The 21,481-nt window shown below is 76.1% G+C and carries 23 protein-coding genes; 9 read left to right on the top strand and 14 right to left on the bottom strand.

Going from position 1 to position 21,481, the window contains the following annotated elements; all coding sequences use genetic code 11:
* Positions 1 to 265 precede the first annotated feature (265 nt).
* The 4 genes from JOD57_RS00720 to JOD57_RS00705 all read right to left on the bottom strand — a co-directional run bounded on the left by JOD57_RS00720 (position 266) and on the right by JOD57_RS00705 (position 3,341).
* Entirely contained in the window at positions 266 to 970 is a 705-nt protein-coding gene (locus tag JOD57_RS00720) for a M50 family metallopeptidase (protein WP_204690133.1), read from the bottom strand.
* Positions 971 to 1,363: 393 nt separating this feature from the next.
* The gene (locus JOD57_RS00715; protein WP_204690132.1) at positions 1,364 to 1,522 is read right to left on the bottom strand and encodes a hypothetical protein; all 159 of its coding nucleotides are present in this window, start codon (positions 1,520 to 1,522) and stop codon (positions 1,364 to 1,366) included.
* A 497-nt stretch (positions 1,523 to 2,019) separates the two neighbouring features.
* Positions 2,020 to 2,385, bottom strand: a complete 366-nt coding sequence (locus JOD57_RS00710) for a VOC family protein (RefSeq protein WP_307824345.1) — start codon at positions 2,383 to 2,385, stop codon at positions 2,020 to 2,022.
* A 56-nt stretch (positions 2,386 to 2,441) separates the two neighbouring features.
* Positions 2,442 to 3,341: an ABC transporter permease gene (locus JOD57_RS00705; RefSeq protein ID WP_204690131.1), complete on the bottom strand. Its 900-nt coding sequence runs from the start codon at positions 3,339 to 3,341 to the stop codon at positions 2,442 to 2,444.
* Positions 3,342 to 3,361: 20 nt separating this feature from the next.
* On the opposite strand from JOD57_RS00705, the gene JOD57_RS00700 reads away from it, so the two are divergent.
* A complete protein-coding gene (locus JOD57_RS00700) occupies positions 3,362 to 4,312 on the top strand; it encodes an ABC transporter permease (protein WP_204690130.1) in 951 nt (316 codons plus the stop codon).
* A gap of 544 nt (positions 4,313 to 4,856) precedes the next feature.
* Positions 4,857 to 5,102, top strand: a complete 246-nt coding sequence (locus tag JOD57_RS00695; RefSeq protein WP_204690129.1) for a hypothetical protein — start codon at positions 4,857 to 4,859, stop codon at positions 5,100 to 5,102.
* A 29-nt stretch (positions 5,103 to 5,131) separates the two neighbouring features.
* On the opposite strand, the gene JOD57_RS00690 is transcribed toward JOD57_RS00695, so the two are convergent.
* Positions 5,132 to 5,581: a hypothetical protein gene (locus JOD57_RS00690; protein WP_239567999.1), complete on the bottom strand. Its 450-nt coding sequence runs from the start codon at positions 5,579 to 5,581 to the stop codon at positions 5,132 to 5,134.
* Between the two features lie 106 nt (positions 5,582 to 5,687).
* On the opposite strand from JOD57_RS00690, the gene JOD57_RS00685 reads away from it, so the two are divergent.
* The 5 genes from JOD57_RS00685 to JOD57_RS00665 all read left to right on the top strand — a co-directional run bounded on the left by JOD57_RS00685 (position 5,688) and on the right by JOD57_RS00665 (position 10,039).
* On the top strand, positions 5,688 to 6,464 hold the full coding sequence (locus tag JOD57_RS00685; protein WP_204690128.1) for a glycerophosphodiester phosphodiesterase family protein: 777 nt from the start codon (positions 5,688 to 5,690) through the stop codon (positions 6,462 to 6,464).
* Complete coding sequence (locus tag JOD57_RS00680; protein WP_204690127.1) at positions 6,461 to 7,348, top strand: lysophospholipid acyltransferase family protein; 888 nt, start codon at positions 6,461 to 6,463, stop codon at positions 7,346 to 7,348. Before JOD57_RS00685 ends, JOD57_RS00680 begins: the two co-directional genes overlap by 4 nt.
* A gap of 46 nt (positions 7,349 to 7,394) precedes the next feature.
* Complete coding sequence (locus tag JOD57_RS00675) at positions 7,395 to 8,744, top strand: MFS transporter (RefSeq protein ID WP_204690126.1); 1,350 nt, start codon at positions 7,395 to 7,397, stop codon at positions 8,742 to 8,744.
* Positions 8,741 to 9,490 carry a thymidine kinase gene (locus JOD57_RS00670; protein WP_204690125.1) on the top strand — a complete coding sequence of 250 codons (750 nt, stop codon included), beginning with the start codon at positions 8,741 to 8,743 and terminating at the stop codon, positions 9,488 to 9,490. Before JOD57_RS00675 ends, JOD57_RS00670 begins: the two co-directional genes overlap by 4 nt.
* Positions 9,491 to 9,694: 204 nt before the next feature.
* Positions 9,695 to 10,039 carry an RNA polymerase-binding protein RbpA gene (locus JOD57_RS00665; RefSeq protein ID WP_204690124.1) on the top strand — a complete coding sequence of 115 codons (345 nt, stop codon included), beginning with the start codon at positions 9,695 to 9,697 and terminating at the stop codon, positions 10,037 to 10,039.
* A gap of 98 nt (positions 10,040 to 10,137) precedes the next feature.
* Here JOD57_RS00665 and JOD57_RS00660 read toward each other — a convergent pair whose 3' ends face one another.
* The 4 genes from JOD57_RS00660 to JOD57_RS00645 all read right to left on the bottom strand — a co-directional run bounded on the left by JOD57_RS00660 (position 10,138) and on the right by JOD57_RS00645 (position 14,859).
* The gene (locus tag JOD57_RS00660; RefSeq protein WP_204690123.1) at positions 10,138 to 10,656 is read right to left on the bottom strand and encodes an FxsA family protein; all 519 of its coding nucleotides are present in this window, start codon (positions 10,654 to 10,656) and stop codon (positions 10,138 to 10,140) included.
* Positions 10,657 to 10,697: 41 nt separating this feature from the next.
* Complete coding sequence (locus JOD57_RS00655; RefSeq protein WP_204690122.1) at positions 10,698 to 11,492, bottom strand: polyprenol monophosphomannose synthase; 795 nt, start codon at positions 11,490 to 11,492, stop codon at positions 10,698 to 10,700.
* The gene (gene lnt / locus JOD57_RS00650; RefSeq protein ID WP_307824343.1) at positions 11,489 to 13,135 is read right to left on the bottom strand and encodes an apolipoprotein N-acyltransferase; all 1,647 of its coding nucleotides are present in this window, start codon (positions 13,133 to 13,135) and stop codon (positions 11,489 to 11,491) included. The genes JOD57_RS00655 and lnt overlap by 4 nt, the downstream gene beginning before the upstream one ends.
* A 185-nt stretch (positions 13,136 to 13,320) precedes the next feature.
* Positions 13,321 to 14,859: an amidohydrolase gene (locus JOD57_RS00645; protein ID WP_204690121.1), complete on the bottom strand. Its 1,539-nt coding sequence runs from the start codon at positions 14,857 to 14,859 to the stop codon at positions 13,321 to 13,323.
* Positions 14,860 to 14,937: 78 nt separating this feature from the next.
* On the opposite strand from JOD57_RS00645, the gene JOD57_RS25960 reads away from it, so the two are divergent.
* Positions 14,938 to 15,465: a GNAT family N-acetyltransferase gene (locus tag JOD57_RS25960; RefSeq protein ID WP_204690120.1), complete on the top strand. Its 528-nt coding sequence runs from the start codon at positions 14,938 to 14,940 to the stop codon at positions 15,463 to 15,465.
* Between the two features lie 6 nt (positions 15,466 to 15,471).
* Here the strand turns inward: JOD57_RS25960 and JOD57_RS00635 are convergent, their stop codons facing one another.
* Complete coding sequence (locus JOD57_RS00635) at positions 15,472 to 16,341, bottom strand: lysophospholipid acyltransferase family protein (protein WP_204690119.1); 870 nt, start codon at positions 16,339 to 16,341, stop codon at positions 15,472 to 15,474.
* A 29-nt stretch (positions 16,342 to 16,370) separates the two neighbouring features.
* The gene (locus tag JOD57_RS00630) at positions 16,371 to 17,537 is read right to left on the bottom strand and encodes a carboxylate-amine ligase (RefSeq protein ID WP_204690118.1); all 1,167 of its coding nucleotides are present in this window, start codon (positions 17,535 to 17,537) and stop codon (positions 16,371 to 16,373) included.
* Between the two features lie 141 nt (positions 17,538 to 17,678).
* Here JOD57_RS00630 and JOD57_RS00625 point away from each other — a divergent pair, with 141 nt between their 5' ends.
* Positions 17,679 to 18,542 carry a hypothetical protein gene (locus JOD57_RS00625; RefSeq protein ID WP_204690117.1) on the top strand — a complete coding sequence of 288 codons (864 nt, stop codon included), beginning with the start codon at positions 17,679 to 17,681 and terminating at the stop codon, positions 18,540 to 18,542.
* An 18-nt stretch (positions 18,543 to 18,560) separates the two neighbouring features.
* Here the strand turns inward: JOD57_RS00625 and JOD57_RS00620 are convergent, their stop codons facing one another.
* From JOD57_RS00620 to JOD57_RS26580, 3 genes are all read right to left on the bottom strand, one after another.
* Positions 18,561 to 19,703, bottom strand: a complete 1,143-nt coding sequence (locus tag JOD57_RS00620; protein ID WP_204690116.1) for an Rv2578c family radical SAM protein — start codon at positions 19,701 to 19,703, stop codon at positions 18,561 to 18,563.
* Positions 19,704 to 19,854: 151 nt separating this feature from the next.
* Positions 19,855 to 20,334, bottom strand: a complete 480-nt coding sequence (locus JOD57_RS26585; RefSeq protein ID WP_204690115.1) for an Lrp/AsnC family transcriptional regulator — start codon at positions 20,332 to 20,334, stop codon at positions 19,855 to 19,857.
* Positions 20,309 to 21,448: a M24 family metallopeptidase gene (locus JOD57_RS26580; RefSeq protein ID WP_204690114.1), complete on the bottom strand. Its 1,140-nt coding sequence runs from the start codon at positions 21,446 to 21,448 to the stop codon at positions 20,309 to 20,311. Before JOD57_RS26580 ends, JOD57_RS26585 begins: the two co-directional genes overlap by 26 nt.
* Positions 21,449 to 21,481: the final 33 nt, after the last annotated feature.

Below are 21,481 nucleotides of genomic sequence, written 5' to 3'. Positions count from 1 at the left end.
GGTGCCGGTCGGCTGACCCTGGTGGGAGGCGTGACCTGCAGCGATGTGCGCCCACGGCGCACGTCGGTCTGCAGGACGAGCCCTGAGCGCACACCACCCCCGGCGTCGGAGGCCACGGCCGCCGACCGATCGGCACACCGCCATGAGGAAGGGCCCCTCTGGCCCCCACCCCTCGCAGGCCCGGCGCGGGCCCCTGCAGAGGGGCCGCCCGTCCTCCTCATCCCTCACCGGCTCGGAGTGGGCCTCGGGACGGGGTCGGGAGGGCTCAGGCGAGCAGCAGCCACCAGGCGGCGAGCGCCAGCGCGGCGAGGTCGGCCAGCAGGAACAGCCCCACCCACGCCGCCGCCGGGACACGGGTCAGGCGGGCCAGCTGGTCGGCGTCGGAGTCCGGGGCGGCCCGCCGCCGGCGGGCGCCCTGCAGCTCGAGGACCGTGCGTGGGGCGGCCAGCAGCAGGAACCAGGTGACGACGGCGGCGAAGGCGGCCTGCCCCGCCGGGGGCAGCCACTCGGTGACGCCGAGGACCACCGCCGCGGTGACCAGGACCGCCCACAGGCCGTAGAAGTTGCGGATCTGCAGCAGGAGCAGCGCCAGCAGGCCGAGGACCGTCCAGAGCACCCCGACCGCGTGCCCGGCGCCCAGCAGCGCGGCCGCGCCCAGGCCGAACAGGCCCGGCCCGACGTAGCCGGCGACCAGCGTGAGCACCATGCCGGGCCCGGTGGGCCGCCCGGCCGACACCGTCAGCCCCGAGGTGTCCGAGTGCAGCCGGATGCCGGCCAGCCGGCGACCGGTGGCCAGCGCGGCCAGCCCGTGCGCGCCCTCGTGGGCGATGGTCACGACCGTGCGGGCCGGCCGCCACAGGGCCGGACTCGCGACGACGGCCACCGCGACGACGGCGGCACCGGCGAGCACCTCGAGGGACAGCGGCACCTCGGCCGAGACCCGGGTCCAGAACGGGCCGAGGACGTCCACGGGCCTCCTCCAGAGGTGGGAGCGGTACGGCGCCAGCGTCCCAGAGGTCCCTGGGAACGCCGGCCGCGCCGGGCCGACCTACCGCATCCCGCCGTTATCCCCAACTGACGCGTCGCTCATCCGACTCGGGAAGACGATCAGTGACGGGGAGGGGAGTGCCGGACACGGAACGGCCCGGGAAGCGGTGCTCCCGGGGCCCACCTCCCGCCTCAGGCCGGACCCGTCACGACCGGTCCCCGCCGTCCGCGCCAGCGCCGCCGGCTCGCGGGCGACCACCACCTCGTGCGCCTGCTCGTCCTGCCGGGCACGGCGGGGGCTCCGCCGGCCGGCCATCACGCAGACGAAGGGCAGGACGAGCACCTGGCCGGCCGCGCAGACCCACTCCCACCGCTGTCACTGCCGCGCGTTGTCCTCGGCGGCGGCTGCGACCTCGTCGCCGTTCTCAGCGAGGTCCGCGGCCGGGATGGCGACGGCCTCCTCGAAGCCGGTGCCGTACCGCTGCACCAGCGCCAGGTCGGCCTGGACAGCCGCGTCGCCGAGGCCGGCGAGCACCGTGGTGGCCTGATCGGCCCCGATGCCCGGCCTCGAGGCGATCTGCCCCGCGGCGGCCGCGCCGGTGCGCGGGTCGGTCGCGTCGGCGGCGAGGAGTGGTGGTCAGCGCGTCGACGTCCGCGAGTCCAGCGACGTGACGAGACACGATCCCCATCCAACCCATCCGTTATCCCGAACAAACCGTCAACAAGAAGCCGGAACCAACCCACACCACGAGCGGGGGAGAGAGCTGGAGACGGCAGTCGTCGCCGAGGACGGAGACACTCCGGAGGACCAGGCACACGTGCGGAGGCCACGGACGCGCGCGTGGGCGGCGACCTCGGCACGACCCAGGTCGGTGACACGCAGGGATCGACGTCCCGGGACCCGGTCGGGGAACTGGGCAGCATGGCGGCGTCGAGGCGTGCGGGAACGGTCGACGCAGTTCAGCATCCGGTACCGTTATCCCTAACAAAATGGCCTTACTTCTTTTACAGGAACACAGAACGGTGACGCCGTCAGGGCTGCGTCGTGGTGAGGTTGACGGGGTTGCCGTCGGGGTCCCGGACGTGGGCGACGCGCTGACCCCACGGCATGTCGTTCGGGGCGTCGGGGGCGGTCCCGCCGTGCTCGAGGACACGGGGGAGGGCGGCGTCGACGTCGTCCACCTCGATGCTGAGCAGGACGCGGCCGAGGGAGCCGACCGCCACGTCGGCGTCGGCGACGATGCCGACGTCGGAGGTCCCGATCCGGAGCCCCTGGTAGAACACCGGCCCGTCGTCGGGCACGCGGTCGGTGGGGACCGCGCCCGCGACGTCGGCGTAGAAGCGCACGAGGCGCTCGACGTCACGGGTGACCAGCATCGCCTGCACGCTGCTCGGCACGGGGCCTCCTCGGGGGGTCGGGTGTGTACAGCAGTGACCGTCCGGGTCCGCCGGACTCAGCGGTGCACCGGGCGGCTCCGCAGGCCCTCGCCGAGCAGCACGAACGCAGCCACCGCCATGACCAGGACGACGCTGGGGCCCACCAGTGCGTGCGGAGCCCGCGAGGCCGCCTCGCCGCCCTGCTGCAGCAGGATGCCCCAGGAGTCGGTCGGTCGCTGCAGACCCACCCCGGCGAAGGTCAGGATCGCCTCGGCCGAGACGAGCACCCCCGCGTACGCGCTGGCGAACACCGCCAGCGGCCGGGTGGCGTTGGGCAGCACGTGCCGCCGGAGCAGCCGCAGGGGACCGGCGCCCAGGGCGCGCGCCGAGGTGACGTAGTCCAGGACCAGCACCTGACGGGTGCTCGCCCGCACGATCCGCACCATCGGCGGCCAGCTGAACGCCGACAGCACCGCGACCACCTGCCACACGCCGCGCCGGTCGGTCGAGCTGAGCAGGATGACGCCCCCCAGGACCAGCGGGATGCCCGACCACACGTCGGTGACGCGCGAGACGACACCGTCGACGAGGCCTCCGGCGTACCCGGCCAGGGTCCCCAGGACCAGTGCGGCGAGGCCGGCGACGGTGACGACGGCGACCGCCAGCAGCAGTGACGTCCGTGCCCCGTACACCACCTTGGCGGCCAGGTCGCAGCCGAAGAGGTCGAAGCCGAGCGGATGGCGCCACGACGGCGACGCGAGGGAGTCGGCGAGGTCGCACGAGCGCGGGTCGGCGCCGGTGAACGCGCCGGGCACCAGCGCCATCCCGCCGAGCAGCACGAGGGACACCGTGCCGACGATCAGCGGGGCGTTCCACCGTCGCCGTCCGGCCACCGGGCCCGAGGGCGGGAGTGGGGGCGGCGACGGCACCCGCGGAGTCTGACCGAGCAGCGGGACGACGTCGACCGTGCCGATCACGCCCTGCCACCATGTCGGCCGTGCTCGCCTTCGCGGTCCGCCGGCTCGTGCAGACCCTGCTGAGCCTGTGGGCGGCCGTGACCCTCGTCTTCGTCGCCGTGACGCAACTGCCCGGTGACCCGGTGCGCGCCCTGTTCGGCTTCCGGCCGCCGCCACCGGAGCTCTATGCGCGCATCCGCAGCGACTACCACCTCGACGAGCCGCTCCTGGTCCAGTACGGCCGCTACCTGCGCGACCTGCTGACCGGCGACTGGGGCCAGGGCCTGCCGACCCTGCGCGGGGAGGCCGTGGTGCCCGGACCGGCCGTGGTGGACGTCGTCGGCGCGACCGCGCCGGTGAGTGCGGTCCTGCTGGCCGGCGCCGTCGCCTTGCAGCTCGGGGTGGGCGTGGTCGCCGGGGCGCTCGCCGCGAGCGGGCGCTGGTCGGGGACGAGCGTGTACGCGGTGGCCACCCTGCTGGTGGGCACACCGGTCGTGGTCGCGGCCTACCTCCTGCGGTTCGTCTTCGTGTCCGAGCTCACCTGGGCGCCGTACAACGGCCGCGCCGGCGAGCCCGCGGCCTACGTCCTCCCGGTCATCGCCCTCGCCGCGCTGTCCACCGGCTACGTCGCGCTGATCACCCGGGCGGAGGTGGGGGACACCCTGCGGTCACCGTTCGTGCAGGCGGCGCGCGGACGGGGGCTGTCGGTGCGGCGGGTGATCGGCGTGCACGCGCTGCGTCCCGCGCTGACACCCGTGATGACCTTCGTGGCGGCCAACGCCGGCCAGCTCGTCGTCGGGCTCGTCGTCGTCGAGGGCGTGTTCGGGATGCCGGGGATCGGCAACGCCATCCTGGGGGCGATCGAGGGTCGCGACCGGGCGCTGCTGGTCGGGTTGACGATGGTCGTCATCGCCGCGGTGATCGTCGCGAACGCGGTCGCCGACGTCGCCGCGGCGGCGCTGGACCCGCGGGTGCGCCCGCAGGAGACGTGACGGGGAAGCGGGCGTCCAGCCGGCAGTCCGCCCGGTCGCTCCACCTCACCTGACATAATGTGCATTATCGGCGATGGTGTCAGAGGCCGAGCGACCTGCTCCGACGCCCGGATCCGTCCGTCCGGATCCGTCCGTCTCGATGGTCCCGGTCGACCGGTCCCGTCAGCGGGAACGGGTCGGCGTGCCGACGTCCGGGCAGCGGGATCGCCGCACTGGTCGGCGTGGGCCGACCCGCGGGACCACGCCGCCTGCACCGGTCAGGCGACGCCGACGGCGACCCGCCTCGTCGGCGTCCACCCGTCCGCACCCACCCGCCGTCGTCGGCCTGGCGTCCACCTGCCGGCCGCCCTCCGGGCCGTCCGGTCACCCGCGTCCCGGCCGGCTCCTGCTCCTGCTCCGGCCGACCTCCGGCCTCCGGACCGGCACCGGCGCACCCCTCCCCACCACCCGTCCACCCCACCGTCAATACGTCACTGTGACGTATTGACGGTGGGGTGGCTGCTTCGACGGGCGGCTGGCCCCGGCGCTCCGTAGGGTCGAGGGCATGCAACTCCGACGTCCGCTCGCCGCACTGATGACCGCGCTGGCTCTCCTCGGGGGCAGCGCATCCCTCACCGCCTGCGGCGACCCGGCCGGCCTGGACCGCAACGACGGGACGAGCGACCAGGACACCGAGAACACCAGCGGCAACGACCCGTCGGAGGAGTCGTCGGACAACCTGCCCGACAACAGCAACCCGGATCCGGGCGCGCCCGAGGACCAGGACGACGACACGCAGGACCCGGACTGAGCCGGGTCTGACGCCCGGGCGCGCGGGGCTCAGCCGGCGCGCCCGGCGCGCTCGGTGACCCAGAGCCGGTCCAGCCGGCCGGTGGAGTGCACCAGGTCGGCCAGCGAGCGCGCGAGCTCGGCCTTGGTGTGCCGCTCGGACAGCAGCGTCTGCACGTCCTCGATGGCGCAGCGCAGCTGGAACAGCCGGTCCTGCAGGCCGTCGAGCTCGGCGCGGGTGACCAGCACGACGTCGCCGGGCAGACCGGCCTTGGCCGTGGCGTTGCGCTGCTCGTAGGCGCGCTGCCGGCAGGCCTGCCCGCAGTACACGCGCGGGCGGCCGACCGACCCGCTCTGCGGCAGGACCCGGCGGCACCACCCGCACCGGCGTTCGGCACCGCTCCCCTGCCGGCCGGTGCCCGCTTCGCGGACCACCGTGTCCTGCTGCGTCGTCGTACCGACCACCTTCCCGACCGCCGTGCGGGCGTGCTGCTGTGCCACGGCGGGGACGTTAGACGCCACCACCGACAGTCCCGGCGGACACGCCCGACAGGGCTCCCCGCAGGCCGTCGTCGGCGTGTCGGCACCCGGCGCTACCGTGTCGCCCGTGCCTCCCGCCCGGTTTGCCTACCTCGAGGGACCGACCCCCCTGGCGATGGCCCACCGCGGCGGTGCGATCGAGCACCTGGAGAACACCATGCCGGCCTTCGAGGCCTGCGTGGCCATGGGCTACCGGTACCTGGAGACCGACGTCCGGGTGACCGCCGACGGCGTCCCGGTCGTCTTCCACGACCCGACCCTCGACCGCGTGACCGACCGGACCGGCCGGATCGAGCACCTGCCGTGGGCGGAGGTGGCCTCGGCGCGGGTCGGTGGCCGCGAGCCGATCCTGCGGCTCGAGGAGCTCTTCGGCGCCTGGCCCGACGTCCGGTTCAACCTCGACATCAAGGCCGCCGGCGTCCTGGCCCCCCTGGCGCACACGGTCCGCCGGGCGGGGGTCGCCGACCGGATCTGCCTGGGCTCGTTCTCCGACGCCCGCGTCGCGGCGGCCCGGCGGGTCTTCGGGCCCACGGTGTGCACCTCGCTGGGGCCCCGCGGGGTGGCGGCGCTGCGGCTGTCCTCCTACTCCCCCCGCGCCGCCGGCCTGGTCCGCCTGCCGGCCGGGTGCGCGCAGGTGCCGCTGCAGCTGGGCGGCCGGGCGCTGGTCGACGAGCGGTTCATCGCCGCCGCGCACGCCCGTGGCCTGCAGGTGCACGTGTGGACGGTCGACACCGTGGAGGAGGCCACCGCGATGCTCGACCTCGGCGTGGACGGGATCATGACCGACCGCCCGGCGCTGATGAAGGACCTGCTGGAGGACCGCGGCCAGTGGAAGACCCGGTGAGCGGCTGGGTTGAGCGGGTGCGCACCTGGCGGCCGGCGACCCCGCCGCTGCCCGACCACCTCGAGCCGATCCTGCGCGACGGGGACCCCGAGTGGTTCGCCCGCGAGCTGGCCGTCGCCGCGGCGCCGCCGTGGTGGGTGTGGCTGCTCCTGCTGCGCCGGTTCTCCTGGCTGGTCGACCTCTTCGGCCGGGTGGAGGTCACCGGGACCGTCCCCGAGGAGCTGCGCCGCGGCCCGCTGCTGCTGGCCGCCAACCACGTCGGCGACTTCGACCCCTTCGTCGTCGCCGTCGCGCTGCACCGTCTCGGGATCGTCCCGCGGATCATGGCCACCGGCGGCATCATCACCGCGCCGCTCGCCGGCCCCCTGCTGGAGCGCGCCGGCGGGATCCGGGTCGACCGCGGCACCCAGCTCGCCCGGCACGCGGTGCGCGTCACCGAGGTGGCGCTCGTGCACGGCGGCCACGTCGTCGCCTATCCCGAGGGGCGCGTCGGCCTGGACCCCGACGGCTGGCCCGAGCGCGGCCGCACCGGCATGGCCCGGCTGGCCCTCGGCGTCCGCGTCCCGGTGATCCCGGTCAGCCAGTGGGGTGCCCAGGAGGTGCTGCAGTACGGCAACGACTGGGGCAAGCTGCGCACCGTGGCCCGGTCCCTGGTGCGGCGCCCGGTGCTGCGGGTGCACGTCGGCCCGCCGGTGTTCATGGAGGACCTGCAGGTGGGCCGGGTGGGTGACGCCAACCGGGCGCGGATGCGGATCGCCGCGGCGATCACCCGCGGGCTGGTGCCGCTGCGGGAGGCGAGCGGCCCGCTGCGACCCGACCCGACCCGGCCGACGACGGGGGCCGCGGCCTTCCCCGGCGGGGTGGTCCCCGAGGACATCCCGTGACCGCACGGTGCTGGACCACACCGGTCGCGGCTGGCACCCTGCGCCGGTGACCGCCCCCGACGTCGACGCCGCCGCCGGCCCCGTCGATCCCGCGCTGCGCCGCGAGCGCCTCGGCTGGTACTCCTACGACTGGGCGATGTCGGTGTTCAACACCAGCGTCACCACGGTCTTCCTGGGCCCGTACCTGACGTCCGTGGCCGAGGAGGCCGTCGGCCCCGACGGGCGGCTGCCCTTCCTCGGACTGTCGATCCCGCCGGGCAGCTGGTTCTCCTACGTCCTGTCGGTCTCGGTGGTCCTGCAGGTGCTGGTCCTGCCGCTCACCGGTGCCGTCGCCGACCGCACCGGCCGCAAGCGGCACCTGCTCGGCGGGCTGGCCGCGCTGGGCGCCCTGGCCGCGACCTGCCTGTTCTTCGTCGCCGACGGCCGCTACCTGCTGGGTGCGGCGCTGTTCGTCGTCGCCAACGTCAGCTTCGGCGCCGCGACCGTCGTCTACTACTCCTGGCTGCCCGACCTCGCCAGTCCCGACGAGCGCGACGCCGTCTCCAGCCGCGGCTGGGCGTTCGGCTACGTCGGCGGCGCGCTGCTGCTGGCCGTCCACCTCGGGCTCTTCCTCGGCGCCGACGCGCTCGGCCTGACCAGCGGCGAGGCGGTGCGGATCTGCCTGGCGACGGCGGGGCTGTGGTGGGGCCTGTTCACCCTCGTCACCGTGACGCTGCTGCGCGACCGGCCGCCGGGAGCGGGGCACGGCCCCGCGACCAGCGGCTTCCGCCAGCTGGCGGCGACGCTGAGGGGGATGCGGGCGTTCCCGCTGACGCTGTGGTTCCTGGGCGCCTACCTGCTGTTCAACGACGGCGTCCAGACGGTCATCTCGCTGTCGGCCACCTACGCCACCGAGGAGCTCGGGCTGTCCCAGTCGGTGCTCACCGGGGCGATCCTCATGGTCCAGGTGGTCGCCGTCTTCGGTGCGCTGGGCCTGGGCCGGGTGGCGGCCCGGTACGGGGCCAAGCGGACCGTCCTGGGCTGCCTGGTGGCCTGGACGGCGGTGCTGGTGGCCGCCTACACGCTGCAGGAGGGGGCGGTCGCGCAGTTCTACGCGCTGGCCGCGGTGATCGGGCTGGTGCAGGGCGGCACCCAGGCCCTGTCGCGCTCGCTGTTCAGCCACCTGATCCCGGCCGGCCGGGAGGCGGAGTACTACAGCTTCTACGAGATCAGCGACCGCGGGACCAGCTGGCTCGGGCCGCTGCTCTTCGGCCTGACCTACCAGCTCACCGGCTCCTACCGGTACGCGATCATCAGCCTGGTGGTGTTCTTCGTCGCCGGGTTCCTGCTGCTGCTGCGGCTGCCGGTGCGCCGGGCCGTGGTGGCCGCGGGCAACACCCCGCCGGAGCGCCTGTGACCGACCCGGACCCCTCGCCCGACCTCGTGCCGGCACCGGTGTCGGTGCCGGCGGCCGGGGGGCGGCGGGCCGCTCCCGCGCCGGCCCACCTGCGCTTCTTCCACGGCCCCATGGACTGCGGCAAGTCCACCCTGGCGCTGCAGGTCGACCACAACCAGAGCCGGCAGGGCCGCTCGGGGCTGCGGCTGACCCAGGGCGACCGGTCGGCGCGGCCGGAGATCAGCTCGCGGGTGGGCCTGAGCCGCACCGCCGTCGAGGTCGACGCCGGCACCGACCTGCTGCTGCTGGTGCGCAGCCACTGGGCGGGGGGACGGCGGGTGGACTACCTGGTCGTCGACGAGGCGCAGTTCCTCACCCCCGCCCAGGTCGACCAGCTGGCCGAGCTCGTCGACGCCTCGCACGTCGACGTCTACGCCTTCGGCCTGACCACCGACTTCCGGACCCGCCTGTTCCCGGGCACCCAGCGGCTGCTCGAGGTCGCCGACGACGTCCAGCGCATCCAGGTCGAGGTGCTGTGCTGGTGCGGCGCGCCCGGGCTGCTCAACGCCCGCGTCGTCGACGGCGCGATGGTCCGCTCGGGCGCCACGGTCGTCGTCGCCGACACCGCACCGACCCCGGCCCCCGGCGAGGGCGACGGGCCCGACACCGGCGCCGAGGTGCACTACCAGGTGCTGTGCCGGCACCACCACGTCCTCGGTCAGCTGGGGCCGACGGCGGCCGGGCCGGGCCAGCTCGCCCTGTCCTGAGCCCTGTCCCGAGCCCGCCCCCTCACCCGGACGGGGGTCGGTGAGCGCGCCAATACCACCCCATGCGATGATGGGGAACCGACTCAGCGGAATCTCTTCGCGAAATCCGTCGTTGGTCTCTTTCGACTCCCCTGTGCAGTGGGTAGCTCCCTGCTGCGACGAGGACTCCTGACCGACTCCACAAGCACGAGAGGACGGTGTGCCATGGGCGAGCGTTCCCTGCGCGGCAGCCGACTGGGCAGCGTGAGCTACGAGACCGAGCGGAACACCGCGCCGATCGAGCGGCAGTACGCGGAGTACAAGTGTCCCGCGGGCCACCAGTTCACCGTGCCGTTCGCCGACGACGCCGAGGTGCCCGACACCTGGGAGTGCAAGTTCGACGGCGCCGCGGCCAAGCTGGTCGGCGGCAGCGAGCCGACCCCCAAGAAGGTCAAGCCGCCGCGGACCCACTGGGACATGCTCCTGGAGCGCCGCTCCGTGGAGGACCTCGAGGAGGTCCTCGCCGAGCGCCTCGAGGTGCTCCGCGGCCGGCGGACCCGCGCCAGCTGAGCTCCCCGCAAGACGCGGAACGGCCCCGGTGGGATCCCCCACCGGGGCCGTTCCGCGTCCTGGGGCTCCCCCGCCGGGCCGGTGCGGGCGGCCGGCCGTCAGGGACGGGCGGCGTGCCCGGGCTGCGCGTCCAGCACCTCGCCGGCGACCTCGCCCTCGATCACCCGGGTCGACGTCGCCCCCGACGCCCGCGGGGAGCCGGGCACGCGGGTGCTGCGGACCCGCACCGGGCCGGCCACCCCGAGCCGGGCGGCCAGGCCGGCGCTCAGCCCGCGCGTCACGGCGGCCCGCACCAGCGGCCGGGTGGGCGGCAGCAGGCACAGCAGCCCGACGACGTCGCCCAGGAAGCCCGGCAGCACCATCAGCGCGCCGCCGGCGGCGACCAGGCCGGCGTCCCCGACCGTCCGGCCTCGCCGCAACGACCCGCCGCGGGCCGGCGCGGGGCGGAGGGCAGCCAGGCCCTTCAGCTGGCGGGCCAGCAGCACCCAGCCCAGCACCGTGGTGGCCAGCGCCGCCAGCAGCGTCCAACCCACCCCGATCCACGCGGCGACCAGGATGACGACGACGACCTCGGCGAGGGCCCACAGCCCCGCCAGGACCCGAACGCGGTGTCCCACGACTCTCCCTCGACCCGCTCGCGCGGACGGCCCGGGTCCGCCTACCGGACCGCGCTGGACCGTCCGCCGTCGCGGACCCGTCCCGGTACGGCGCGGGGGACCCGGCCCGGCAGCCGGTCGGCCAGCCGGTCCTGCAGGCCCCACCACGTGACCCGTACCAACGCCTCTTCAACGATCGAGGCGGTCATCTTGCTCCTGCCGTGGGCCCGCTCGGTGAAGGTGATCGGCACCTCCACCACGCGGGCGCCCGACCGCCAGGCGCGCCAGGCGCAGTCGACCTGGAAGCAGTACCCCTGGCTGGCCACCTCGTCGAAGGGCAGCCGGTCGACCAGGTCGCCGCGGACGGCCCGGAACCCCCCGGTGGCGTCGGCCAGCGGCAGCCGCAGCGCCCAGCGGGTGTAGCGGTTGCCCACCCGCGACAGCAGCAGCCGCCGGCGCGGCCAGTCCTCCACCCGGCCGCCGGGCACCCAGCGCGACCCCAGCACCAGGTCGGCGTCGGCGAGGGCGGCCAGCAGCAGCGGCAGCTGCTCGGGGTGGTGCGAGCCGTCGGCGTCCATCTCCACCAGCACCTCGTAGCCGTGCGCGCGGCCCCACCGGAACCCGGCGACGTAGGCCGGCCCCAGGCCGGACTTCTCCGTGCGCCGCAGCACGTGCACCCGGGCGTCCGCCGCGGCCAGCTGCTCGGCGAGCTCGCCGGTGCCGTCGGGCGAACCGTCGTCGACGACGAGTGCGTGCGCCTCCGGGACGGCGGCGTGCAGCCGGTCGAGGATCGGCTCGAGGTTCTCGACCTCGTCGTAGGTCGGGACGACGACGAGGACGCGCGCTGCCGCCGTCACCGAGGGGACCCCGCCGGCACCCGGCGGCGCAGCGCCGGGGCGGCGACGGCCAGCACCGCGCCGGCACCCAGGGCGGTCAGCGCCCACTCCGGGGCGGCGCCCACCCGCGTGGCGAGCGTCGTCGCCTCCCGCTGGGCGATCCGCTCGACGAACACCGCCGGGGTGAACAACTCCGACTGCCGGGCCAGCGACCCGTCGGGTGCGATCACCGCGGAGATGCCGCTGGTGGAGGCGAGGGCGACCGACCGGCCGGTCTCCACCGCCCGCACCTGCGCGGCGGCCACCTGCTGCGCGCTCTCGTCGGTGAAGCCGAAGGTGGCGTTGTTCGTCTGGACGACGAGCATGCCGGCGCCGGCCTGCACGGTGTCGCGGACGAGGGAGTCGTACACCACCTCGAAGCAGATGACGTCGCCCACCCGGGCGCCGCCCACGTCGAGCACCCCGACCTCGGTGCCCGCGGTGAAGTCGCGGCGCACGAGGTCGACCTTGTCGCTGAAGAGGCGGAAGAAGTCCCGCGCCGGCACGTACTCGGCCAGGGGCACGGGGTGGCGCTTGACGTAGGTGTCGCCCGGGCCGGTCTCGGGGTCCCACACGATGGCGGTGTTGCTGATGAACCGGCCCGGCCCGTCGAGGACGGCGCCCACGAGGACCGGGGCGGCGACCGCCTCGGCCGCGCGGCTGATCTGCCGGGCGGCGTCGGCGTTGACGTAGGGGTCGATGTCGGAGCTGTTCTCCGGCCACACCACGAGGTCGGGCTGCTCCTCCTCCCCCGCGGCGACGGCCGCGGCCAGCTCGAGGGTGCGCTGCACGTGGTTGTCGAGGACCGCCCGGCGCCGGGCGTTGAACTCCAGTCCCGCCTCCGGGACGTCGCCCTGGACGACGGCGACGGTGACCGTCGGGCCGCCGCCGGCGAGCGAGGAGCCGGGTAGCGGCAGCCAGGCCAGGGCCGCGACCAGGGGGACGGCGAGCACTCCGGCGCCCGCGGCCGCCACCGCGCGCAGCGCCCGGCCGCGACCGGCCGGCGCGCCGGCGGCCGCCCGGCGGGCACGGGTCACGGCGAGCACCGCGGCGGCCAGCAGTGCACCGGTCAGGGCGACGGCGAAACCGACCAGCGGCACCCCGCCGTAGGCGGCGAGGGCGAGGAAGGGGCCGTCGGTCTGGCTGAACCCGAGCCGGCCCCAGGGGAAGCCGCCGAACGGCACGCGCCCGCGCAGCGCCTCGTCGGCCACCCACAGCGCCGCGGTCCACAGCGGCCACAGCGGCAGCCGGGAGGTGGCCGCCGTCGCCGCGCCCAGCAGGGCCGAGAAGGCCGCCTGCGACACGGCGAGCGCCAGCCACGGGAACGCGCCGACGTAGACGCCGCTCCACGACAGCAGCGGCACGAAGAAGGCCAGCCCGAACACCAGGCCCAGCCAGGCGCCGGCCCGTGCCCGCTGCCCGTGCACCGCCAGCGCGAGCGCCGCCGTCCCCGGCACGGCCATCAGGGTGAGGGAGTAGCCGGGAAAGGCCAGCAGCAGGAGCAGGCCCCCGGCCGCGGCCAGCGCGGTGCGCCAGGGCAGCCGCCGGCGCGGTCGGGTGCCCTGCGGCACCGCGGAGGCGCCGGTGCCCGGACGGCGGGCGGCCGGGACGGCGGGCGCGCGCACCACTGGCCTCCCCGCGACGTCGGGCCGCGGGCAGCGCCCGGGCGTCCGGCTGGCACCCGCCTCCCCGGCGGCTGCGGACCACCGCGTGGCCCGCCGACCAGCATCCCACCCCGCCGGTCCGGTCCGGGCTCCCGACCGGCCGGGTCGCCCGCCCGTGCGGTGACCGCACCCGGCCGGGCGGCCGGCTACAGCGGCTGCAACCGCTTCCCGGCCACGACCAGCGACCGGCAGGCGGGCCGCTCCCGGCGGTCGAGCACCCCGGACAGCGTGGCGTCGGTGGCCCACAGCGCCAGGTCGGCCGGCGCGCCGACCGACAGCGGCCCGGCCGCGGTCTCCGCCCGGACGGCGTGCCAGCCGCCGTGGGTGGCGGCGTCGAAGGCGTCGTAGGGCCGCAGGCCGGCGCCGGGCGTGTGGTGGTCGACGGCGGCGTGCACCCCGCCCCACGGGTCCATCGGGGTCACCGGGGCGTCGCTGCCCAGCGCGAGCGCGACCCCGGCGTCGGCGAGGTCGGCGAACGGGTTGGTCCCCAGCGCGCGCTCCACCCCCAGCCGCTCGGCGTACATCCCGGCGTCCCCGCCCCACGCGGCGTCGAAGGCCGGCTGCACGCTGGCCACCACCCCCCACGCGCGCATCCGCCCGACGGCGTCCGGCGCGGCCATCTCCACGTGCTCGAGCCGGTGCCGGCAGGCGCGCACCGCGGCCACGCCGAGCTCCTCGACGACGATCCCGACCGCGTCGAGCACCTGGCCCACCGCGGCGTCGCCGATGCAGTGGAACCCGGCCTGGATCCCCGCCGCGGTGCACGCCCGCACGTGGTCGACGAGCTGGGCGGTGTCGAAGCGCAGCGCGCCGGCCGTCTCGGGACGGTCGCGGTAGGGACTGCTCAGCGCCGCGGTGTGCGACCCGAGGGCGCCGTCGCAGAACAGGTCGCCCCCGGCGCCGGCCAGGCCGAGCTGGCGCACCAGGTCCAGTCCGCCGCGCTCGGCCAGCTCCCCCCAGTAGCCGGTCACCCGGGGCCCGGGGCGCTCGCGGGCCAGCACCAGCAGGGCGCGCAGGTCCTCGGCCCCGGACACCTCCGGCCCGGCCATCTCGTGCAGGCTGCCGATGCCCAGGCGCGCCGCCTCGGCCAGGGTCGCGGCCTGGGCGGCCGCGCGCTGGGCCGCGGTCACGGCGCCGTAGGCGGCCTGCCGGGCGGCGTGGTGGGCGTCGAGGCGCAGCTGCCCGTCGGGCGAGAAGCCGGGCAGCTCCCGCACGCCCGGGACGAGGTCCAGCAACGCCGTCGACACCGTGGCCGAGTGCACGTCCACGCGGGCGAGGTAGGCCGGCCGGTCGCCGACGACGGCGTCGAGGTCGGCCCGGGTCGGCCCGCGGCCCTCGGGCCAGCCGGTCTCGTCCCACCCGGTGCCGAGCAGGATCCCCGGCGCGGTCCGTGCCGCCTCCGCGACCGCCGCGACCGCAGCGGCGAGGCTCGACCTCGAGTGGAGGTCGAGGCCGGTGAGTGCCAGCCCGGTCGCCGTCGCGTGCACGTGGGCGTCCACGAAGGCCGGGGTGAGCAGCGCGCCCTCCCCCGCCAGCACGCGCCCGGCGCGCGGGGCGTCCCCGGCGTCGCCCAGCCAGGCGATCCGCCCGCCGACGACGTGCACCGCACGGCCGGGACGGTCGCCGACGGTGACGTCGGAGAGCAGCAGGTCCGGAGCGCCGGGGTGGGTGCCGTCGGGGTGCATGCCGCCGAGCATGACCGTGGGCGCACGTCCCGCCGTGCCCGGGTGGCCGGGCCGGGGCCCCGGCGGTAGGCAGGAGCGGTGCCGGTCGGGGAGCTGCTCACCCCGCGGCTGCGGCTGCGCCCGTGGACCACCGGCCGCGACGACCTGGCGCGGCTGGCCGACACCTACGGCCGCGAGGAGGTCACCCGTTGGCTCGGCGGGCCGCCGACGGTGGGGCCGGCGGAGCTGGTGGCCCGGTGGGCGCAGATCCCCCGCACCCACCCGTACTGCGGCTGCTGGGCGATCGAGGTCCGTGGTCCCGCGCCGGTGGTGGCCGGCACGGTGCTGTTGCGGCCGCTGCCCGGCGGTGTCGGCGAGGTGGAGGTCGGCTGGCACCTGCACCCCGACAGCTGGGGGCACGGGTACGCCACCGAGGCGGCGCGCGCGGTGGTCGAGGAGGCCTTCGGCGCCGGTCTGCCCGAGGTCTACGCCGTGGTCCGGCCCGGCAACGAGCCGTCCCTGGCGGTCTGCCGGCGGCTGGGCATGGTGCCCCTGGGGCGGATGCGCCGCTGGTACGACGTCGAGCTCGAGGCCTTCCGGCTCATGGCCCCGCCGGTGGTCGAGTAGCCGGGCTCAGCCCCGGCGGCGCGCGCGGCCGAGGCGGGCGCGCAGCCGCGCGCGGCGGGAGGTGCGCGCCCTGGTGCGGTGACCGGCGGCGTCGGCCCGGTCGCGGGCGTCGGCCTCCTCCAGCGTGGGCGCCGTGCCGCCCAGGTGCACCGGCAGCCACCACAGGTCCTCCGGGCCGGCCGGCTGTTGCGGATAGGTGCGCTGGGCCTCGTCGAGCAGGGCCTCCATGACGGTGCGGGTGCGGGCCAGCAGCGCCGCGGGCCGCTCCCCCGGCTCGGGCGTGATCGGCTCGCCGAGCAGCACGGTGACCGCCCTGCCCCGCGTGAGGTCGACCGGGTGCTTCTTGGTGGCCACCCGGTGCCCGCCCCAGACCGCGGCCGGGATGACCGGCACGCCGGCGTCGATGGCCATCCGGGCCGCGCCGGCCTTGAGGCTCTTGACGGTGAAGCTCTGGCTGATGGTCGCCTCGGGGAACACCCCGACGAGCTGGCCGTCCTTGAGCGCGCGGACGGCGGCGTCGAACGCCGCGGCGCCGGCCTTGCGGTCGACCGGGATGTGCTGCATCGCCCGCATGAACGGCCCGGCGAACCAGTGGCCGAACACCGAGGCCTTGGCCATGAAGCGCACCAGGCGGTGCTGCGGTAGGGCGGCCAGCCCGAGGAAGGTGAAGTCGAGGTAGCTCACGTGGTTGCTGCAGATGACCGCGCCGCCGGAGGCCGGGACGTGCTCGGCGCCCCGGACGTCGAAGCGCAGCCCCAGCAGCCGGAAGACCACCAGCGCCAGCCGGATGACGAACCGGTAGGGCCGGTCCCGCGGGTCGGTGGAGCGACCGAACAGGTCGCCCCGGACGACGTCACGCCAGCTCGCGGTGTACATGGCCGGACGATAACCGGCAGGGGTGCCGGTCACCCGCCGAGCTGTCTCCCCGCCGTCACCGCCACGGCGGCACGGACGACGGCGGCCAGGTCTGCGGTGTCGCGGTGCACCCGGCGCTGCAGGTCCGCGCCGGTCCCCCGGGTCAGGACCTCGCCCACGCCCGCGGACACCCGCGCGGCGTCGCCGGTCGCCTTGAGCGCGGGCGTCAGGTGCTCCAGCAGCGCCGCGACGACGTCGGCGGCCGGCGCCGGGCGGCCGGTGCGCGGGTGCACCAGCTCGCCGGCGGTGCCCGACCGGCCGGCCCGCCACGCGGCCACCCGCAGCAGCTCGCTGCGCACCCGCGGCGCCGGGGTGCCGGCCCGCCACTCGCGCGCGGCCGTCTCCACCAGCCCGCGGACCAGCCCGGCGTGCGTGACGGCGTCCTCGACGCGCAGGCAGACGTCGGCGGTGCGCACCTCGACGGTCGGCCAGGTCTGCGACAGCCGGGCGTCGAAGTAGACCATCCCGGCGTCGACGATCGTCCGGGTCGCGACGAGGTCGGCGACCACCCGGTGGTAGGTCGCGGCGTCCCCGAACAGCTCCGTGGCCCCCGAGGAGGGCCAGTGGCTCCACGACTGGGAGCGGAAGCTGGCGTAGCCGCTGTCCCTGCCGAGCCAGAACGGCGAGTTGACGGTCAGCGCGGTGAGCACCGGCAGCCAGACCCGGATGCGGTCGAGGACGGCGACGCCCTCCTCGTCGTCGGCGACCGAGACGTGCACGTGGCAGCCGCAGGTCAGCTGCTCGAGGGCGGTGAGGCCGAAGGTCTCCGCCATCCGGGCGTACCGCTCCCCCGGCGTGGTCACCGGGTCGACGGCGACCGGCGAGCTGGCCAGGGCCGCCACCCGGGCGCCCACGGCCTGCGCCGCCGCGTCGGCCCGGCTCCGCCAGTACCGCAGCTCCCCGGTGACCTCGGCGAGGTCGGTGCACACGCGGGTGCCCAGCTCCAGCTGCTGCTGCTTGAGCTCCGGCACGAGGTGACCGGGCGACCCGCCGTCCCGCCCGTGCCCGGCGCGCTCGTGCTCGGCGCGCTCGTGTTCCGCGGGCGTCTCCCCCTCGCCCCGGCGGGAGGCCACCTCCAGGGCCTCGGGACCCAGCGGCACGGGCACACCCGACGGGTCGACGACCAGCAACTCCTCCTCCACCCCCACCGTGCGCACCGGCACATCGTGGTCGCGGAGCCGAGGTGGTGCAGTGCGAGCGCGTGCGCAGTGCCCCGGTTGGTCGTCATCGTTGTTCTTGGCGCTTTGGACGTTGTCAAAAAACTTTGATTCAGTTGGGGATAACGGTATGGTGGGACCGTGAGCCGGAGTTGGCAGCACCCCCTGCCCGAGATGCCGTCACCGCCGGCGGCGCGCGCCTGGCAGCGGCTGGAACCCCCCGAGGGTTACGCCGTCCAGTGGCGACGGCTGATCGACGCCGCGCTGGAGCTGGGGCTCGGCCCCGAGGAGCTGGCTGCCGGCGGCATGGACGACGTCGCCGCGGCGCGGGGTTGGAAGCCCGCCACCGTCACCCTCTACAGCAAGGTCGCCCGCTACGGCGGCGTGCCCCTGCCCGTGCCGCCGACACCGGAGCCCGACCCGCGGACGCTGGACCTGCGACCGCTCACCGAGGTGCGCAGCGAGGAGCCCGAGCACCTGCGCACCGTCGTCTGGTGCGCGATCGCCCTGCGGTGGCCGGCTCCCGTGGGCGCCTTCCGCGACCTGCGCCGCGAGCAGGTCCACCCCACGGCCCGCCGGCTGCTGGTGCGCACCGACGACGGCGAGTGGTCGGTGCCGGGCGCCCTCTCCGCCTGGCACGCCTGGGAGGCCGTGCGCAACCGGTTCCCGGCGCTGGCCGGGAGCCCATGGGTGCTGCCCGCCCTGCGGCGGGGCCCCGGCTACAGGTCACAGGTGGGCGGGCGGCTGTCCAGCCAGGCCCTGCAGGTCACCTTCACCAAGCACGCCGTCCGCACCGCGCTGTACCTGCGCGCGACCAGCGCGGGCGCCCGCCGGGCGCGGGCCGAGGCGCTGGCCGCCGTCTACGAGACGCTGTCCTACGACTCCTACCGGCGGCTGGCCCTGGCCGGCGGCGCCGAGCCGGTGGCCGAGCGCGGTGCGGTCCGGGCCGAGCGGGCCGCACGGGCCAACCGGGCCGGCGGCGCTCCGGGGACACCGGCGGGCTGAGCCCTCCCCTCCCCCGGCTCACAGCAGGCTGAGCTGCTCGGGGACGGCGCCGTCATCCCCCGCCGCCGGGGCGCGGGGCCCGGCACGCCGGACGGGAGCCGCTCCCCCGCCGCGGACCGGCGGGAGGCTCCCGGCCGGGAAGGCCGCCTCGTCGTCGCCGGGCGCCCCGGAGGCCGCGGTCCCGTCGACGCCCCTGGCCTGACCGCCGGAGTGCCCGTCCAGGCCGTGACGGCGCAGCAGGGGCGTCACCCGCTCGGCCAGCCACGCCCGGTACTCCGCGGAGACGTAGGCGCCGCCGCGGTAGAGCTGCCGGTAGCGGCCGACCAGAGCCGGGTGCTCGCGCGCCAGCCAGGCGGAGAACCACTCGCGCGCGCCGGGGCGCAGGTGCAGCGGGACGACGGTGACGCCGGTGGCCCCGGCGGCGCCGATGGCCTCCAGGGCGGCGTCGAGGTCGCTCTGCCGGTCGGTGAGGCCGGGCAGGACCGGGGCGAGGAAGACGCCGCACGGCAGGCCGGCGTCGGTGACCGCGCGGACGAGGTCGAGCCGGGCCCTCGGCGTCGGCACGCCGGGCTCGAGACTCGTGTGCAGGTCCTCGTCCCAGACGGCCACGGAGACGCCGAAGCCGACCGGGACGTCCTGGGCCGCCGAGGCCAGCAGCGGCACGTCCCGGCGGGCCAGCGTGCCCTTGGTGAGGACGGAGAACGGCGTCCCCGAGTCGGCCAGTGCCGCAATCACCCCCGGCATGAGCCGGTAGCGGCCCTCGGCGCGCTGGTAGGGGTCGGTGTTGGTGCCCAGCGCCACGTGCTCGCGCTTCCACGAGGCCCGCGCGAGCTCCCGCCGCAGCACCTCGACGAGGTTGGTCTTCACCACGATCTGCGTGTCGAAGTCCCGCCCGGCGTCCAGGTCCAGCCACTCGTGCGTCGAGCGGGCATAGCAGTACAGGCAGGCGTGGAGGCAGCCCCGGTAGGGGTTGATCGTGTAGGCGAACGGCATCCGCGAGCCCCGCGGCACCGGGTTGAGCGCCGACCGGCTGAGCACCTCGTGCAACGTCACACCCGGGAACTCGGGCACCTCGACGCTGCGCAGCAGACCCCGGAGGCCCGGCATCCCGGGCAGCAGCGCCTCGTCCCCGTCGTCGAGGCGCTGGCCGTCCCATCGCACACCGCCATGCGAACACACGTTCGACACCCTGTCCAGCCGGTGGCCGGTGCAGGTGGATCGGGGTTTGCGCTCGCCAACCCGGTCGAACCATTGCGTAGTTGGGGATAACGGTCAACCGGTCGGCGCGGCGTGCCACGGCCCGACCGCGGGCTCACAGCGGCGGGCGGTCCTCGTAGAAGGTCGAGAGGACGACGGTCGTGCGGGTGCTGACGTTCGCCGTCGCCCGGATCTCCCGCAGCAGCGCCTCCAAGGCCTCCGGTGAGGCCACCCGCACCTTGAGCAGGTAGCTCTCCACCCCGGCCACCGAGTGGCAGGCCTCGATCGCGTCGAGGTGGGCCAGCTTCGCCGGGGCGTCGTCGGCCTCGGCCATGTCCAGCGGCGTGATCGAGACGAACGCCGTCATCCCCAGGCCGAGCAGGCGGGCGTCGATGCCGGCGCGGTAGCCGGTGATCAGCCCGCGCTGCTCGAGCCGCCGCACCCGCTGGTGCACGGCCGACACCGACAGCCCGACCCGCTCGGCCAGCTCGGTGTAGCTCGCCCGCCCGTCACGGGCCAGGGCGGCCAGCAGGGCCCGGTCGACGTCCGGGGCGGCCCCTCCCCCCGGCTCAGCCGGCGAGGACGACGAGCTCACGGGGACCCTGGTTGAGCGCGCGCACGCCGTCGTCGGTGCAGACCACGATGTCCTCGATCCGCGCGCCGCACCGGCCGGCGAGGTAGATGCCCGGCTCCACGGAGAAGGCCATGCCGGGTTCGAGGGGCAGGTCGTTGCCCGCGACGATGTAGGGGGCCTCGTGGGTGTCGAGCCCGATGCCGTGCCCCGTGCGGTGGATGAAGTGCTCGCCCCAGCCGGCGGCGGTGATCCGGTCGCGGGCCACGGCGTCGACCGCCTCGGCGGTCACGCCCGGGCGGACGGCGGCCACCGCGGCCTCCTGCGCGTCCTGCAGCACGGCGTACCACTCGGCCACCTCGGGACCGGGCTCCCCGCCGACGGCGTAGGTGCGGGTGCAGTCGGAGCGGTAGCCGGTCGCGGTCTCCCCGCCGATGTCGACGACGACCAGGTCACCGGCCTGCACCACCCGGTCGGAGAGCTCGTGGTGCGGGCTGGCGCCGTTGGGCCCGGACCCGACGATGGTGAAGTCGACCCCCACGTGACCCTCGGCCAGGATCGCCGCGGCGATGTCGGCGCCGACCTCGGCCTCGGTGCGGCCCACCCGCAGCCACTCCCCCATCCGCGCGTGCACCCGGTCGATGGCCGCGCCCGCGGCGGCGAGCTCCTCGACCTCGGGGGCGGTCTTGACCACCCGCAGCCGGTCGAGCACCGGCGTCGCCAGCTCGAGCACCGACCCGGGCAGCGCGCGGTGCACACCGAGCGCGTGCTCCGCCCAGGTGCGGGCGCCGACGGCGACCCGGGCGGGTGCGGCGCCGAGGCGGGCGGTGACCTCGCGGGCGACCACGGCGAAGGGGTCGTCGGTCTCGTCCCAGGCGTGCACCTGCAGGCCGAGCGCGCCGGCGGGACTCGCGTCGACCATCGGCGCCTCGAGCCGCGGCACCACCAGCAGCGGGTCCCCGCTGCGCGGGACGACGAGGGCGGTGAGCCGCTCCATCGCGTGCGCGTCGTAACCGGTGAGGTAGCGCAGGTCCGAGCCCGGGGTGAGCACGACGACGTCGACGCCCCGCTCCGCGGCGACGGCCCGCGCGGCGTGCACGCGGTCGATGGTGACGAGGTCCCCCGCACGACTTCCCACGTCGGGACACTAACCCCGGACACCGACCTGTCC

Source organism: Geodermatophilus bullaregiensis (genome assembly GCF_016907675.1).
In the GTDB taxonomy this organism is placed as follows: Bacteria; Actinomycetota; Actinomycetes; order Mycobacteriales; family Geodermatophilaceae; genus Geodermatophilus; species Geodermatophilus bullaregiensis.
This window is presented reverse-complemented; position numbering and strand designations above follow the sequence as displayed.

Coding starts and splice junctions, on each gene's coding strand:
- JOD57_RS00695 (WP_204690129.1), top strand. CDS start 4,857: ATGCAACTCCGACGTCCGCTCGCCGCACTGATGACCGCGCTGGCTCTC.
- JOD57_RS00635 (WP_204690119.1), bottom strand. CDS start 16,341: ATGTACACCGCGAGCTGGCGTGACGTCGTCCGGGGCGACCTGTTCGGT.
- JOD57_RS00665 (WP_204690124.1), top strand. CDS start 9,695: ATGGGCGAGCGTTCCCTGCGCGGCAGCCGACTGGGCAGCGTGAGCTAC.
- JOD57_RS00645 (WP_204690121.1), bottom strand. CDS start 14,859: ATGCACCCCGACGGCACCCACCCCGGCGCTCCGGACCTGCTGCTCTCC.